Here is a 14,855-nt window from a genome sequence, read left to right as displayed (position 1 = left end):
AAAATGCTGTGCTGCTTTTCGCACAGACATTTCATCTCGAATCATAATTTCTATGACTTTGTCTTTAAAATCTTTTGAATATCCCATATCTCTATTGTTCTATAGTTTTTAGGATTTGGCTATACATTCAACCTAAAGGATTTTTGTCTTTAATTTGCAGATTTAAAGTGATTAAAAGGAATTTTTAAATAGCGAATACCATTCCCTTCTGGTTTTGGAAATTTACCTGCATCCATATTGATTTGTATTGCAGGTAAAATCAGTTTTGGCATAGCCAAATTTGCATCACGCTGAGTTCGCATTGTGACAAAATCTTCTTTTTTCGTACCAACGTGAATATGAATATTCTGCTCCTTTTGTGCATGTACACTGCTTTCACAGCAGTATTCTGACCGATTTTCTGGTAAATAGTCATGGCATAAAAACAAGCGCATTTCAGGTGCTAACTGATAAATCTTTTGTACTGAATCGAATAATACTGCTGCACTGCCCTTGGGAAAATCACAGCGTGCTGTGCCATAATCAGGCATAAATAAGGTATCACCGACAAACACAGCATCATCACCAACCACATAGCTCAGACAAGCAGGTGTGTGTCCAGGCGTTGGAATGTTATACGCATTTAACTCGCCGATTTTAAATGCTTCATGATCTGCAAATAAATAATCAAAAGACTGATGTGAATTAAAATATTTCACATCAAAATTATAAATGGCACTGAATGTTTCCTGCACAATCTTGATGTTATGGCTCATCGCAATTTTGCCACCAAGAACCTGTTTTAAATATTGTGATGCCGTTAAGTGATCTGCGTGCACATGCGTTTCTAAAATCCATTCTACGCTTAGGCTATTTTCTTGAATATAGTGAACAATCAAATCTGCATGCTTCGTTTGAGTAGTTGCAGAAGCAGCATCATAATCCAATACACTGTCTATAATCGCACATCGTTTTGTTTGTAGATCAGATACCACATAACTAAATGTATTGGTATTTTCATCAAAAAAATGTTGTACCTGTGCACGATTTGACATTACTTTGCTCCCGAAATTTTACGATGTAGATAGACGCCTGCAAACATCGCTATAACAAAATAAATCGCTTGATAATAACCAAGACCGATCAAAGTAAAGGCTGGCGCAGGACAAATCCCAGCAATCCCCCAACCTATTCCAAAGATAACACTCCCCATGACGAGTTTTGCATCAATTTGATTATTACTCGGTAATTCAATCGCCTTCCTATCAAAGGTTGTCGGTTTTGATTGACGAACGGCCATTTGAAATGGAATAAATGCAACTGCAATGGCTCCCATCATCACAAAAGCTAAACTCGCATCCCACTGCCCTGTAATATCAAGGAAACTTAAGACCTTTTCTGGATTAGACATGCCCGAAATCATTAAACCTAATGAGAAAATTCCACCAAAAATAAAAGCCAATATATTTTTCATCATTAAGCTCCGATTACATGTCTCATTACATAAACTGTGATAATCCCAGCCAACATAAAACTAGCAGTTGCAACGAATGAACGCTTAGAAAGACGACTAATACCGCAAATGCCATGTCCGCTTGTACAACCTGAACCTAATCGCGTTCCGAATCCAACCAATACCCCGGCAATGATCATCATCCATGGGCTTGCATCCAGTTCAATTGTCACAGAGGTCATTTTCCCGTAGATAAAAGGCACAATAAAAAGTCCCGCTAAAAACCATATCGCAGGTGTTTTTAAAATCGTTTGAGGATTCAACATTTGCGCAATTAAACCACTGATACCGGCGATTCGACCATGTACGTATAGGTAGCCAACTGCGGCTAGGCCCAATAAGGTCCCGCCGAGAAAAGCGGTTAGAAATGGATGCATATTCATCAGCCACAAAAACAATATATGTTTTTATAATATGTTATTTAAAAAAAGATGCAAGCTCTCCAACCGAAATATTCGTTCTGACTTGCCTTTTCCTGATTGAAAAATTCAACGTTTCAAGAGTGTTTGATTAATTTATTTAGAAATAATTTATAAACTTGAAAAATCACGAAATATATCCTCGGAGATTTTTCAATAAAGGCTGTTTATTATGAAGTTAATTGAAATAATAGATAGTTTATAGATCAATACTGATATCGCTGAGTGCATCGCTCACCCACGTTAAAGCATCTGAACCCAATTCTATAATATTCGAACCAATTTCAGCTAAGTCAGTCAAATCTACAGAAGATAAAGGATCAAATGATGAATTGTTTTTTTGCTGTTCTTGTTCAGCTTGCTGCTCAATGACTTGATCTAGATCCGTTTGATCTAATGGAGATGAGTTTGAATGTTGTTGTAATTCATTGTCTATATTTTGCATAGAGTTATCCTGTTGTTTTTTATATCACTTACGATTGATATTACTTCGGTTCAAACTCTTTGAGCACCTTATCTACAAACCACCACGGTAAACGCTGAATACCCGAATTCATCTTTAAAATTTCAGCTTGTTCAATTTCCGCAATGAAAGAAGCATGCTGTCCATCGGCAGAGTTATCAAATAAATAACTACGATCCGTTGCTTCTACCGCCTGCATTAACAAATCCATACTTCGATAATAACGTTCGCGAATTTTTTGTTCTGGAACACCATGTCCACCCGTTTTCACTCGGTACTGAACACGTGAAATATTGATAACAGGATCAATAGTGGAAACATAATACAGATAGGTTTTAAAGCCTTTTCTTTTTGCTTCGCGTAGAAACTCCACCTTTGAAATATGGGACATCACCGTTTCAAAGGTAAAACTAATTTTTAGTTCTAAAAACTGCAAACGAATGTAATCGATAATTCTTGCACAAAGATATGAGTCAATCTGGTCTGGACGAAACTCAATTTTCCACTGATCTAATATCTGAGGTTTACGTGCTAATAGAGGAATAAATTCTCCATTCGCGGGACGTTTTTTCGTATATAGAAAGTCAATTAATGCTTCGGATTTTAAAGCGGAATGGTAATCCAACAAATTGAGCCGGTGTGAATGTTTCAGTTGAGCTTCGAGTTCATCCGCATTTAAATATGCCCCAATATGATGGGGCAATAAATATTCTTTAACTGTGCTTTTACCTGAACCATTTGGACCCGCGAACATTCTAATGCGAGGTTGTGGAGGCATGTATTAAACAATTTCCTCTGTTTTCTTTTTACGTTTTAAGATTTTTGGTAGATCATCCACTTGTACAAAATCGGCTGATACATCTTTTAATTGTACTTCTTGACCATTTTGCAGACGTTGAACCAGTTGTAAACCTTTTACATAAACCACAGTGGATGACGCACTTGCTTGTTCAAAAGCATGGCGAAATGCATTGATAGCAAGGCTCGGGATCATATCGTCCTCATATTGGCTTGCTTTCATTACTGAAGTATAAGCTGTCATGTAAACAACTCCTCAAACATCAAAAATAATGTGTTCAATCATCTTATCATACTCGCAATATTTGTCTATTTATCCATCAGTCATACTGAGAAGAAATTGATAAAAATTCAAAGTGATTTAATCATTTGATTCTATTGCTCCAACAAAACTTCGTATATGTGTAATTGAGTGCGGATGCTAAATCCTGAATTATGAATAATTTTATCCAAATTAGATTTATCACCCAATTAAGCATTTAATTTTTCACAAAAAAATAGCCACTTATTCAGTGGCCAAAAGAGAACGACATCAACAAGTTGATGTATTAGTACTGACCTATGCAACAGGACCAGGGATGTTTGTTGCATATAAATCGTTCTAACCTGATCATAATAATGTGATGGACTTATCACTTTAAGCATATTTCATATCATTTTCTGACAATCTACATTTTCAACTTCTAAGATTATTAGAAACTGCACCTATAGTGAATAATGCTGTAATAATTTTGAAATATTAGACCATTTCGAATTATGAAAAATAGAACAAAATGAAAGAAAGTTAGACTAGAGCCCAAAAGTTTAAGCAAAGAAATTTAAACCTAAATTATTTTGTAGGACTCGAACAAAATGCACTTTCGTTTAAGCCAGATGACTGCATACTCTGTTGCTGTTGTTGTAAATAGTGCTGTGAAGCCACTCGCATTAGATTGGCCATTTCAAGAGCTGAGTTTTGCTGAGATATTTCTAAAATCTGTCGATATGCATTCAATCTTAAACAAAATGCTTGAGTTTGCTGCTGACCCGTTGCAGTAGATGTAGGGTCATCTAAAATGGTTTTGGTTGAATTAATTTGCTCAGTATATGTATGTATCTGAGCATTATATTCAGCTTGAGTCAGTTGTGGAGTAACCGCTTCTTTCACATTTGCATGTATTACAGAAGCAGTAAACACAGAAAAAATAAAGACATAAGGTTTATACATCAATGGAGAATGCATAAATTAAGCCTCATCACCTTCTTTCCAGACATCTTCATAATCATCAGCATCGATCATAAAACGATAGCCCACATCCAAAGCTAAATACGGTAGCACTTCAGGCACAACATCTTGCAGTTTACGCACAGTCATTGTTTCAAAGTTATCTGCGCCTTCAAGCTCGCCGCCATAAATATACCAACTGACATTTTCATCACCTTCTGCAGGCTTACGAATACCAACTATTGGATCTTTATTTAAGGTATGGACAGCCACAGCAATTACATCATCGCCCTGCACTTCTACATATGCAGAACCCACTTCTTCACATAAAAGTTTTTGTTCTGCAATCAGTTCTGCCAAAGGTGATGAATTTTGCGTATGTTTTGCCATGTTTGTTCTCAGGCCATATAGGTTTCGGGCATTCTACCGTGAATTACACTTATATAGATAAATTTTTTCCGAGCGAAAGCATTCGTGCCTTGTTTTATTAATTCATTTATAGCAAAAGACTCAATGCGGTAGATTCCACGTAAAAGTATAAACAAGAAGAAAGGAAACTTATTCAACACATATACCGCTAAAACATAGAAATAGACGAATAAAAAATAGAATCAGCATGCAAACAGCAAGCTTCTTTACCACCACAGATTTAACTTTTGCCAATACCTGTACAAATTTGGACAAATACCCGATTTTCCAAACTTACATGATTTGTGAAAGAAATCGTCAATGCCTTGCACGCTTCATACATTCAAAACACTGACTAGAAAATACACAGGATGGTTAATACGCTTATATATAGGTCTATAAAGTATGACTTAGCTAGGCAATAAATATTCATCATATCTAAAGCTGCCTACTTCCAAGGAAATGTTCCCACAGAATATTTAATTCGCTAAGGCAAACAAAATATCTAGCTTGAGCCCTATCATCGATGAAAACATTTTATTGGTTTAGAAATATGCTTTATAAACCATAAAAAATTAACTATCTTTTAATTTTTATATACTTAGCACACAAACCTGATTTATTCTTTCAAATAACTCGATTGAAAACTGAGAACAATTTAGATTCCTTTACGCGTGAAATAAGTTAAACCTTAGAATTTTTTAAGTCGCTGTATAAATACCATCTTTACGACTATGCATGCGTAGGCTGTTCAACTGACGATCTATAAGACAAATGTACAAGCCATCTCACCTTTCAAATCATTTGTACTGGTTATTGCTACACGAATGCACCACGATAAAGCAAGTTTACACAAAAGATATCAACAGTTTTAGCCAATTGGGTTTAAAATGATGTCCTACAATATAATGATAAAAATGTAATCTTTTAACATTGCCAATTCTCTGCAAAGTTCGCATTATATAGCCCATTCTCGGCACATGCTTTTCACGTCAATTCAAAGAAATTATAAAAAAAATGTGGAATTTTATGCCATAATGAGCAAACTTTGCTGGTATCTTGCAAAGTAAATTTGCAACTTTTTATTGGAGCAGGCTGAATGAGCTCGACCATTTTGGTCATTCATGGACCGAATCTCAACTTACTGGGAAAACGTGAACCCGAAGTTTATGGCTATCTGACACTTGAAGATATCAACCAAAAACTGATTTCACAGGCTCAAAACGCTTCCATTTCTCTCGACACTTTCCAAAGTAATTGGGAAGGTGCTGTCGTCGACCGAATTCATCAAGCGCAACAAGAAGGCGTTCAATTCATCATTATTAACCCAGCAGCCCTAACACATACTTCGGTTGCTGTGCGTGATGCCCTTCTTGGTGTAGCCATTCCGTTTATCGAAGTACATCTATCAAATGTCCACGCTCGCGAAGCATTTAGACATCACTCCTATCTATCTGATAAAGCCGTTGGCGTTATTTGTGGTTTAGGTGCAAAAGGCTATGCCGCAGCACTAGACTTCGCCATCGAAAAAATTCAACCAACTTCTCAATCTTAATTAGGAATACTGTTCATGGATATCCGTAAAATCAAGAAACTCATCGATTTGATGATTGAATCTGACTTACAGGCGATTGAAGTTAAAGAAGGCGATCAATCTATCGCTCTAACTCGTCGCAATCCAGTTGTTGCTGCCGCTGCGCCTGCTATGGCTGCTCCCGCCGCTGCACCTGCTGCACCTCGTTCACCACGTGGTGCTGTTGAGCCGTCTCCTATGGTTGGTGTGTTCTATGCTGCGCCAAATCCAGGTGAAGCACCATTTGTTAAAGTTGGTCAAACTGTATCTGCTGGTGAAACACTCGGTATCATCGAAGCAATGAAAATCATGAACCCAATTGAAGCAACTCAAAGCGGTGTGATTGAAGAAATTTTGGTTAAAAATGGCGAAGTGATCCAATTCGGTCAACCATTATTCCGCTATCGCGCTTAAGACCACGGGGAATCACAATGTTGCAAAAAGTTTTAATTGCAAACCGTGGTGAGATTGCGCTCCGCATCACCCGCGCTTGCAAAACTTTAGGAATTAAAACCGTAGGGATTTATTCCGATGCCGACAAAGACCTAATGCACTTACGCTTCTGTGACGAAGCTGTGTGCATTGGACCAGGTGCCAGCAGCGAAAGTTATCTCAATATACCTGCCATTATTACAGCGGCTGAAATCACCGGTGCAGATGCCATCCATCCAGGTTATGGTTTCTTATCTGAAAACGCTGAGTTTGCTGAAATTGTAGAAAACTCAGGTTTTATCTTTATCGGTCCGCGTCCTGAACACATTCGCTTAATGGGGAACAAAGTTTCTGCCATTATTGCGATGAAAAAAGCTGGTGTACCAACTGTTCCGGGTTGTGACCACGCTGTAACGATTCACAATGCATTGGCAGAAGCCAAAGAAATTGGCTTTCCATTGATCGTAAAAGCTGCCTCAGGTGGTGGTGGTCGTGGTATGCGTATCGTTGAACGTGTAGACACGCTACTCGAATCTGTACAAGCTGCTCAACGTGATGCGGAAATGTGGTTTGGTGACGACACCGTTTATATGGAACGTTTCCTTCAAAAGCCACGCCATGTCGAAGTGCAAGTTCTTGCAGATGGTAATGGCCATGCAATTCACCTTTATGATCGTGACTGTTCATTGCAACGTCGCCATCAAAAAGTGCTTGAAGAAGCGCCTGCTCCGGGTTTACCTGAAGAAGCACGTGCGCATATTCTTGAAGCATGTGTAAATGCTTGTAAATTAATGCAATACCGTGGTGCGGGTACATTTGAGTTCTTATTTGAAGAAGGTGAATTCTTCTTTATTGAAATGAATACTCGTGTACAAGTAGAACATCCTGTTACTGAGCAAGTAACAGGTGTGGATATTATCGAGCAACAATTACGCATTGCTGCTGGCTTAGGTTTGGATCTTCAACAAGAAGATATTCAACTTAAAGGTCATGCGATTGAATGTCGTATTAATGCAGAAGATCCATCTACATTTATGCCTTCACCGGGAAAAATCGATCATTTTTATGCACCGGGTGGCGCAGGTATCCGACTAGATTCTCATATCTATCAAGGATATAGCATCCCACCATACTATGATTCAATGATTGCAAAACTCATTGCGCATGGTAAAGACCGTGACACCTCTATTGCGCGTATGAAACAAGCTCTCGAAGAGATTATCTTAACTGGCGTGAAAACCAATATTCCCCTACATAAAGATTTGATTCTTCAAGATAAAAATTTCTGCGAACAAGCAATGGATATTCACTATCTTGAAAAGCATCTATTAAAGAAAGTCGAAGGACATGAAGATAAATAAATCTTCAGCGTCAAAAAAACCACTCAAATGAGTGGTTTTTTATTTTCATAAGAAGAAATATCAATATGTCATGCTTAAGGCAATACTCGACGCAATGTCGCAAAACATTGCTGAGCCTGATCATTGGCACAGAAGTTAATGACCGATGGACTTTTCCACTTTACAAAGTACTGTGAAATTTCGCCGGTTTGATCTTGAATATTGCCCGAACAATCCATCTGATTATTGTCATATTTCACTTGCAAAATCAGTGCTGGAATTTGCACATTCGGATCTTGCGCAGGTTGATAGTCATATACCCCAGATGACCACTCTTCACCGCTTTTGATCACAACATCATTATTGCTCTTAAAATTATAATATTCAACGCACTTTTTATTGGTCGGAATTTCCATACCCCATAAGCCGACCAATTCAGAACGTGTTGTCACCCTAAAGCTATTCACCGCTTCAACTTGATTTTTAGCCTCTGAATTTTGAGTTGTATTCTTATTATCTGCCGCCATCACCAACGATGAACTCAACATGAGTAAAACTGTAAGATATGCTATTTTCATACATTTAATCAGTCATATAAATCATGCTCTTAAAGTAACACATTTTTTTACAAATCCGCGGTTTATCACATTTTCATAACAATCATTTTTCCTATTTATCCAAAAAATCAATCTCGGTTAACGAAACTACAAATCAGCTAAATGCCAAACAAATCACACTATTTACAATAAAATAATATAAAATCTTTTTTATCGTTTAATATTCGAAAAAAACGAATTCTCCCATATTTAACTTAGGCTTACATAAGCTAATGAAACTGCATTCGAATAGTCTTGCTCCGCTTAATGCACGCCACAGCATGGCTTTTGTCATAGTCGCTGCAGTTATTCTTTGCTGCTGCTTAGTCGGTATTTTCAGCCGCCCATTAAGCTATTTAGCGATTTTTTGGCCTGCGAATGCAGTATTGTTAGCAATATTCTTAAGGTTCCCTAAACTGAGTAATCTGGGAGGATGGTTAGGTGCATTTACCGGTTATATGCTCGCAGATTTAGTGACGGGCAATTATTTCCAACTCACTTTATTTCTCACTTTTTCAAATTTAACCAACAGCATGGTATCGCTATTTTTTATGCGATATTTTCAGGTGAACTATCAAAACTATAATAAAGGTTTCACCTTTCTGACCATGATTGTCATCATCGCCTGTGGTGGATGCCTTGCAGGTGCTCTTTTTGCTATTTTCACTGTGCCTTATATCCCCAACACGTTTATGTCGACCGATCGATTGTCGATTGATTTTGGTATGTGGTGGATTACTGAAATATTAAATGCGCTGATTATATTACCGCTTATTCTGTCTTTTCCTAAACTGGCCGATCTTAAACTGTATTGCAAAGACCGACGCAATCAAAGCTTTCAAATCAACAAGATATTTCCAGCTATTGCGGTTATCTTCTGCGTATTTTTAACGACAGTGACTACTGGTCCGGGCGCAATTCTCTACCCTTTAGCGGCTCTGATTTGGGCAGCTTTAACCTATCGATTATTTACCCTATCTCTGATTAATGCCGTAGTCATTTTAGCGACCTATTACAATTTAAATGCCTTCTATTTACATGATTCATCACTCACCTACTTGTCTACAGCCATTTCTGTACGCATTGGCCTTGCCATGCTGATAATCGCTCCATTAATTCTTTGTATTATTAGCCGCAATCGGCACGAACTGTATAAAGAAGTTTTATACCTTGCAAATCATGATAGTTTAACGCATGCGATGAATCGTCGATATTTTTTCGAGCAAGGTGAGCTTTACCTACAAAACCAAATTCAGCTTAACTTTTCCATTATCATGATAGATATTGATCATTTTAAACAATTGAATGATCAATATGGGCATTATGTCGGTGACCAAGTTTTACAGGAATTTTCTGGTATTGTACGTAAGAATTTGCGTGAAACAGATTTATTTGCACGTATAGGTGGTGAAGAGTTTAGTATATTACTTACCAACATTGCAGCACCTGAAGCCCAAGGTATCGCTGAACGTATCCGAAAAGTCGTTGAAACCACACCTATTTTCATTGATGAACAAAATACGATTTATATTACGGTGAGTATTGGTCTGATTCATCAGTCTTTGCCCAATGCTCCAAGTTTGCAAAGTATGATTAATCAAGCCGATCAGGCCTTATATCAAGCCAAAGAGCTCGGCCGTAATCAGGTGATTTTAGTCCATTGAGACTTATCAATATACTGAATTGCTTCAAGCTGGCTTTTGAATCGTTTTAGGCAAGCCCACGACCAAAAACATGGCAGGTAGAACCGCCAGTCCTGCGATCATAAAAATAACGGGTCCCGAAAGCATGTCCCAATATCGACCTGCTAAAATACTGCCACTCGCAACACCTAAGCCCCACATGGTACTGTATAGCGCTTGACCTCGCCCTTGTTGACTTGCGGTAAAATTTTGAAAAATGATTCGCATCGCGATTAAGTGGAATAATCCAAAACTGAAGGCATGAATCGTTTGCGCAGCAAATTGAGTGATAAACACCGCCGGATATAAGCCTACAATCAACCATCGCATCCCTGTTAGCCCCAAACAAATGAGCACTAAGTTACGCCAAGAATATCGATTAAAAAAGACATTGGCATAGGCAAACATAATGATTTCTGCAATGACTCCGACAGACCATAAAAAACCGATTTGGCTCGTCGAAAAATCAGCCTGCTTAAGGTAATTGCTATAAAAACTATAAAACGGTGCATGCGAAAAGAGCAGAAAAAATTCAATGATAAAAAAACTCGCTACAATAGGCCGTTTTAAGATAGGCCAAAGTGGTTCAAGTTTTTTCTGTGAAGATGGTGCAGTAGCGGGCTCTTTAATCGTAAATGACCAAATAAATGCGAGAAATGCAATGCATAACAACATGATAGGAAGCATGGAAACAGGTATTATTTCTAGCAAAGCCCCTATTCCAAATACCCCAACAATGAAACCAACTGATCCCCATTTTCTGACTTTTCCATAAAGTTCTGCACGACGCTCAGCGAGCCAAAATAAAGTTACTCCTTCAAATTGAGCCAATATGGCATTTTGAAAGAAACTAAAAACCAGCATGAGTAATGCAACAGACTGAAAACTATTGGGAATTATAAAAATCAGAAACCAAATACAGGCTTCCATCCATGTTGCTATTCGAACTAAAAGCATGCGCTTGCCGGATTTATCTGCAATCCAACCCCAAATAAACGGTGCAAAAAAACGTGTGACAATTGCAATCGAAGATAAAATACCTATTTCTTGATAATTAAACCCTTGATCCTCTAGATACAAACTCCAATACGGCATGAATGTACCCACTATTGAATAATAGAAAAAGTAGAATCCACCGAGTTTGGAATGGATTGGAATGTTAAGCATCAAGCTGTATTCCTTTGTATTTACAATAGGTTATAAACTTTTCAGAGTTGTATACTTTTGCATCTAAAAGGCTTGGTTAGGATATGGCGAGTATACAAATTTATTTTAATTAAATTATTTCAAAATTTGTATAATTTTATCAAAATATCAAATTTCCTCATTATTCTATTTATTAAACAATATGTTATTTTTACTTATAAAACTTTCATATGTTAATAAAAACCGCCCATTTGGGCGGTTTTTTATCTATTGGCTCTTAGTTCGAACTAAATTTAAAAAATGCAGATGACGCTCATATTGATCAATGACATCTTGCAAGATATCTTCTTGCGTCCATTCGATGATGTCATAATTTTGACCACCTTCCCTCAAAAATACTTCAGCTTGATAATCTTGCGTAATTTCTCCTGAATCAATCATAAAGCTTGGTGTATTTTTTTCTTGGACAACTACTTGGTAGATAAAGTTAATCTCATCTTGATGGTTTACACGAAGCTGCAAGCCATCATCTATCGTGTTTACCGTCACATCTAAATGACGACGCTTAAACTCTTTCTGTAGATTTGAAAATGCCTGGCTTACCGTTGTATCAATATATTGTTCAACTTCTTCACGTGTATGCGGATAATGCATAATCAATCCTAAACGTTGCTGCCAACTTCTTGGATTATGAATTGCTTTAGGTGTAATACGCGCATCCTGTAATGCTTGCATCTTGGTTGCATCTAAATGTAGAGCCTTGACTAAGCCCCAGCAAATTAAAAGCATTACAAAAGTGAATGGTAATGCACTCAACATTGTTGCAGATTGCAAAGCACCTAAACCTCCTGCAAACAACAAAACAATCGCAAGTACAGCCATTAACGTTGTCCAAAACAATCGCTGCCAAGTTGGAGAGTTTTCAGATTTTGCAGTTAGATAGTCTGTAACTAAAGCCCCAGAGTCTGCCGAAGTCACAAAAAACAACATGACCAGAATGGTCGCCACAAAACTCATCACGCCTGAGAATGGCAAGGTCCCTAAATATTCAAATAACGCAACGGATGAATCTCGTTGCACTGCAGAAATCAGCGAGGTGTTCGCTTCGTTTAAAATACTATAGAGTGCAGCATTCCCCATGACTCCCATCCAGATCAGCGTGAAGCCTGTTGGAATAAGTAAAACACCTACAATAAACTCACGAATAGTACGTCCTTCAGACACACGCGCAATAAACATACCTACGAATGGCGACCATGAAATCCACCATGCCCAGTACATAATTGTCCAACCACCAATCCAACCATCAGATTGATAGGCATATAAATTAAAGGTCATGTTGAATAAGTTTGAAAAATACTGGCCAGCATTTTGTATAGTCGCTTGTAATATAAATATTGTTGAACTAGCAAAAAATACAAATAATAAGAGGGTTAATGCTAAGCCTAAATTGATCTCTGATAATCGTTTAATACCCTTGTCTAAGCCCATAAATACGGACAAAGAGGCCATAGCCGTAACAATGACAATTAGAATTAGTTGCGTCGTCGTTGAATATTCAATCCTGAATAGATAATTCAGGCCGGAGTTAATTTGGGTTACACCAAAACCTAATGTCGTTGCGACACCAAATACAGTACCGATCGTCGCAAAGGTATCTACACCATCACCGATTGGACCATAGATTTTTTTTCCTATGAGAGGATATAACGCAGAGCGAATTTTTAGAGGTAGATTGTGTCTATAAGCAAAGTAAGCTAACGCTAAGCCAACGATGGTGTAGATTGCCCATGCATGAAGTCCCCAGTGGAAGAAGGTTACGCGCATGGCTTGCTGCGCTGATTGGATCGTTTCAGGATCACCAGTTGGAGGTGATACATAGTGCATCACTGGCTCCGCGACACCGAAAAACATTAAGCCAATACCCATACCAGCAGTAAATAACATAGCAAACCAGGAGCTATTACTATATTTTGGTTGGCTATGGTCTAAACCTAATTTAATTTTACCCATATTTGAACAGGCAATATAAATAAGCACTATTAGAAAAATGGCTACAGATAACACATAGAACCAACTGAATGAGTTTGTAACCCATTGATTTAGTTGTTTAGTAATTAGATCAAAAGCATTGGGAGCTAAAAATACAATGGCAATGAAAATGCCGATAATAACAACTGTGCTAATAAACACATTTGGATTCACATTGGAATACCATGACGGTTTCAATGAAGACATACCTTCCCTATTCCGTTTTATTTGTAAGACAGATCAAAATTGATCAAAGAGATATCCGCTAACTGCGGAAGAAACAGGCTTGTAAAGATGAGTGCTGGCGATTGTAATTTCGCTCTATACGATAAATATTAAAAATATTCATGTGCATAAATTGAAAATTAAAGGCTGACTCAATCTAAGCCACTGTTTAGAATGTGCACATGTTATCATATTTTTAGATACTAAATTAAATATTAAGCAATTTATTAAATTAAGAAAACGATCAATTTAATGTCTTCATTCTAAATTCATTATATTTATCAATATCATTTTTCTTAATTTCTTATAATTTTCCAATTAATACAAAATTCAAAAAACCACTTTTTGGTGGTTTTTTGAATATTTTTTTATCACTTATATAATTTCATCTAGTTGGTTTTTCTTCGGTTACTTTCTAAGTTATCCAGATCCAGATAAAGTAAGTTTAGCGAACTGCTTCAACATGCAATTTATAATTAACCGTTCTATTATTCCGTGCCGTATTCCGCATTTGGTAGATCTGAATCAAATAATTGCCTGATTCTGGCAGCTTGAATTTTCCAGATACTCCTGTTGTAGATCCAATCACTAAAGCTTCTGTTTTTCCTGGTTTATCACCAGGAGCATATATATTAATTTGGGCTAAATCATGATTGCTTGTCAGCTTATAGCTTAAAGTTTGTCCAGCCTTAGCATTCAAACTATACTGAATGTCATCGTAGCCTTTAAATGATCCTGCAACTGTAGTACCAATAGCACCTTTTGCAAACTGAATGGGTTTTACTGGTGCAGCAGATACACTTGGCGAAACCGCCGCAGACAAAGCCAAAGTTATTGAACCTAACAAAGTTAATTTTTTCATCACTATGTGCCATTTTTAAATTGATCATTTTTAATCATGTGAAATTCTAAATTTCATCAATAGATTTCTTTCATAAGTCATTTTTCACTCAGCTCCAAGTTATAAATTCCAGCAATTAGATTGAATCTCAATGCTAGTCTTTTGCCTCGATTGCGATATCGCTCAGCAAGAATTTTGAAGGTTT

Annotated in this window: 16 protein-coding genes and 1 pseudogene; 4 read left to right on the top strand and 13 right to left on the bottom strand. The window is 37.3% G+C overall.

Translation table 11 applies throughout. The annotated features are described in order from the left end of the window. Positions 1–149 precede the first annotated feature (149 nt). The 8 genes from FTU65_RS15355 to FTU65_RS15320 form a co-directional block, all read right to left on the bottom strand. Positions 150–1,034, bottom strand: coding sequence for an MBL fold metallo-hydrolase (locus FTU65_RS15355; RefSeq protein ID WP_180005526.1), 885 nt, complete (start codon positions 1,032–1,034; stop codon positions 150–152). Further along, positions 1,034–1,453: a DUF6691 family protein gene (locus FTU65_RS15350; RefSeq protein WP_168379500.1), complete on the bottom strand. Its 420-nt coding sequence runs from the start codon at positions 1,451–1,453 to the stop codon at positions 1,034–1,036. Before FTU65_RS15350 ends, FTU65_RS15355 begins: the two co-directional genes overlap by 1 nt. 2 nt (positions 1,454–1,455) lie before the next feature. Then, entirely contained in the window at positions 1,456–1,869 is a 414-nt protein-coding gene (locus FTU65_RS15345) for a YeeE/YedE family protein (protein WP_180005525.1), read from the bottom strand. A 241-nt stretch (positions 1,870–2,110) separates the two neighbouring features. Beyond that, positions 2,111–2,356 (bottom strand): hypothetical protein, encoded by a 246-nt coding sequence (locus FTU65_RS15340; protein WP_180066020.1) that lies wholly within the window; start codon positions 2,354–2,356, stop codon positions 2,111–2,113. A gap of 40 nt (positions 2,357–2,396) precedes the next feature. Next, entirely contained in the window at positions 2,397–3,152 is a 756-nt protein-coding gene (locus tag FTU65_RS15335) for a zeta toxin (protein ID WP_257222726.1), read from the bottom strand. A 3-nt stretch (positions 3,153–3,155) separates the two neighbouring features. Further along, positions 3,156–3,416: a hypothetical protein gene (locus FTU65_RS15330; protein ID WP_180023738.1), complete on the bottom strand. Its 261-nt coding sequence runs from the start codon at positions 3,414–3,416 to the stop codon at positions 3,156–3,158. Between the two features lie 585 nt (positions 3,417–4,001). After that, on the bottom strand, positions 4,002–4,394 hold the full coding sequence (locus FTU65_RS15325; protein ID WP_180066018.1) for a hypothetical protein: 393 nt from the start codon (positions 4,392–4,394) through the stop codon (positions 4,002–4,004). A 3-nt stretch (positions 4,395–4,397) separates the two neighbouring features. Then, on the bottom strand, positions 4,398–4,766 hold the full coding sequence (locus FTU65_RS15320) for a hypothetical protein (RefSeq protein WP_078190788.1): 369 nt from the start codon (positions 4,764–4,766) through the stop codon (positions 4,398–4,400). 1,117 nt (positions 4,767–5,883) lie between these two features. Here FTU65_RS15320 and aroQ point away from each other — a divergent pair. Genes aroQ through accC form a run of 3 tightly spaced genes read left to right on the top strand, consistent with a single transcriptional unit; the run spans position 5,884 to position 8,150 of the window. Next, positions 5,884–6,339 (top strand): type II 3-dehydroquinate dehydratase, encoded by a 456-nt coding sequence (aroQ, locus tag FTU65_RS15315; protein WP_078190789.1) that lies wholly within the window; start codon positions 5,884–5,886, stop codon positions 6,337–6,339. Positions 6,340–6,354: 15 nt separating this feature from the next. Beyond that, complete coding sequence (accB, locus tag FTU65_RS15310; RefSeq protein ID WP_078190790.1) at positions 6,355–6,771, top strand: acetyl-CoA carboxylase biotin carboxyl carrier protein; 417 nt, start codon at positions 6,355–6,357, stop codon at positions 6,769–6,771. A 17-nt stretch (positions 6,772–6,788) separates the two neighbouring features. Beyond that, the gene (accC, locus tag FTU65_RS15305; RefSeq protein ID WP_078190791.1) at positions 6,789–8,150 is read left to right on the top strand and encodes an acetyl-CoA carboxylase biotin carboxylase subunit; all 1,362 of its coding nucleotides are present in this window, start codon (positions 6,789–6,791) and stop codon (positions 8,148–8,150) included. A gap of 74 nt (positions 8,151–8,224) precedes the next feature. Here the strand turns inward: accC and FTU65_RS15300 are convergent, their stop codons facing one another. After that, positions 8,225–8,707, bottom strand: a complete 483-nt coding sequence (locus FTU65_RS15300; protein ID WP_078190792.1) for a hypothetical protein — start codon at positions 8,705–8,707, stop codon at positions 8,225–8,227. A 299-nt stretch (positions 8,708–9,006) separates the two neighbouring features. Here FTU65_RS15300 and FTU65_RS15295 point away from each other — a divergent pair, with 299 nt between their 5' ends. Continuing rightward, the gene (locus FTU65_RS15295) at positions 9,007–10,389 is read left to right on the top strand and encodes a sensor domain-containing diguanylate cyclase (protein WP_257222251.1); all 1,383 of its coding nucleotides are present in this window, start codon (positions 9,007–9,009) and stop codon (positions 10,387–10,389) included. Positions 10,390–10,413: 24 nt separating this feature from the next. Here FTU65_RS15295 and FTU65_RS15290 read toward each other — a convergent pair whose 3' ends face one another. The 4 genes and pseudogenes from FTU65_RS15290 to FTU65_RS15275 all read right to left on the bottom strand — a co-directional run. Next, the gene (locus FTU65_RS15290; protein WP_180005519.1) at positions 10,414–11,574 is read right to left on the bottom strand and encodes an MFS transporter; all 1,161 of its coding nucleotides are present in this window, start codon (positions 11,572–11,574) and stop codon (positions 10,414–10,416) included. Positions 11,575–11,820: 246 nt separating this feature from the next. Next, positions 11,821–13,791, bottom strand: a complete 1,971-nt coding sequence (locus FTU65_RS15285) for a choline BCCT transporter BetT (protein ID WP_180005518.1) — start codon at positions 13,789–13,791, stop codon at positions 11,821–11,823. Positions 13,792–14,254: 463 nt separating this feature from the next. Next, the gene (locus FTU65_RS15280; protein ID WP_180005517.1) at positions 14,255–14,671 is read right to left on the bottom strand and encodes a DNA breaking-rejoining protein; all 417 of its coding nucleotides are present in this window, start codon (positions 14,669–14,671) and stop codon (positions 14,255–14,257) included. A 77-nt stretch (positions 14,672–14,748) separates the two neighbouring features. Next, a pseudogene (locus tag FTU65_RS15275) lies at positions 14,749–14,855 on the bottom strand (IS5/IS1182 family transposase); the annotation flags it as partial.

Source organism: Acinetobacter sp. YH12129 (assembly GCF_013418685.1).
Classification (GTDB): domain Bacteria; phylum Pseudomonadota; class Gammaproteobacteria; order Pseudomonadales; family Moraxellaceae; genus Acinetobacter; species Acinetobacter amyesii.
The sequence above is the reverse complement of the archived record's forward strand: the minus strand, read 5'-3'. Positions and strand labels throughout refer to the sequence as shown.

Coding starts and splice junctions, on each gene's coding strand:
- FTU65_RS15290 (WP_180005519.1), bottom strand. CDS start 11,574: ATGCTTAACATTCCAATCCATTCCAAACTCGGTGGATTCTACTTTTTC.
- FTU65_RS15300 (WP_078190792.1), bottom strand. CDS start 8,707: ATGAAAATAGCATATCTTACAGTTTTACTCATGTTGAGTTCATCGTTG.
- FTU65_RS15295 (WP_257222251.1), top strand. CDS start 9,007: ATGGCTTTTGTCATAGTCGCTGCAGTTATTCTTTGCTGCTGCTTAGTC.
- FTU65_RS15355 (WP_180005526.1), bottom strand. CDS start 1,034: ATGTCAAATCGTGCACAGGTACAACATTTTTTTGATGAAAATACCAAT.
- aroQ (WP_078190789.1), top strand. CDS start 5,884: ATGAGCTCGACCATTTTGGTCATTCATGGACCGAATCTCAACTTACTG.
- accB (WP_078190790.1), top strand. CDS start 6,355: ATGGATATCCGTAAAATCAAGAAACTCATCGATTTGATGATTGAATCT.
- FTU65_RS15320 (WP_078190788.1), bottom strand. CDS start 4,766: ATGGCAAAACATACGCAAAATTCATCACCTTTGGCAGAACTGATTGCA.
- FTU65_RS15285 (WP_180005518.1), bottom strand. CDS start 13,791: ATGTCTTCATTGAAACCGTCATGGTATTCCAATGTGAATCCAAATGTG.
- FTU65_RS15345 (WP_180005525.1), bottom strand. CDS start 1,869: ATGCATCCATTTCTAACCGCTTTTCTCGGCGGGACCTTATTGGGCCTA.
- FTU65_RS15330 (WP_180023738.1), bottom strand. CDS start 3,416: ATGACAGCTTATACTTCAGTAATGAAAGCAAGCCAATATGAGGACGAT.
- FTU65_RS15325 (WP_180066018.1), bottom strand. CDS start 4,394: ATGCATTCTCCATTGATGTATAAACCTTATGTCTTTATTTTTTCTGTG.
- FTU65_RS15340 (WP_180066020.1), bottom strand. CDS start 2,356: ATGCAAAATATAGACAATGAATTACAACAACATTCAAACTCATCTCCA.
- FTU65_RS15335 (WP_257222726.1), bottom strand. CDS start 3,152: ATGCCTCCACAACCTCGCATTAGAATGTTCGCGGGTCCAAATGGTTCA.
- accC (WP_078190791.1), top strand. CDS start 6,789: ATGTTGCAAAAAGTTTTAATTGCAAACCGTGGTGAGATTGCGCTCCGC.
- FTU65_RS15280 (WP_180005517.1), bottom strand. CDS start 14,671: ATGAAAAAATTAACTTTGTTAGGTTCAATAACTTTGGCTTTGTCTGCG.
- FTU65_RS15350 (WP_168379500.1), bottom strand. CDS start 1,453: ATGAAAAATATATTGGCTTTTATTTTTGGTGGAATTTTCTCATTAGGT.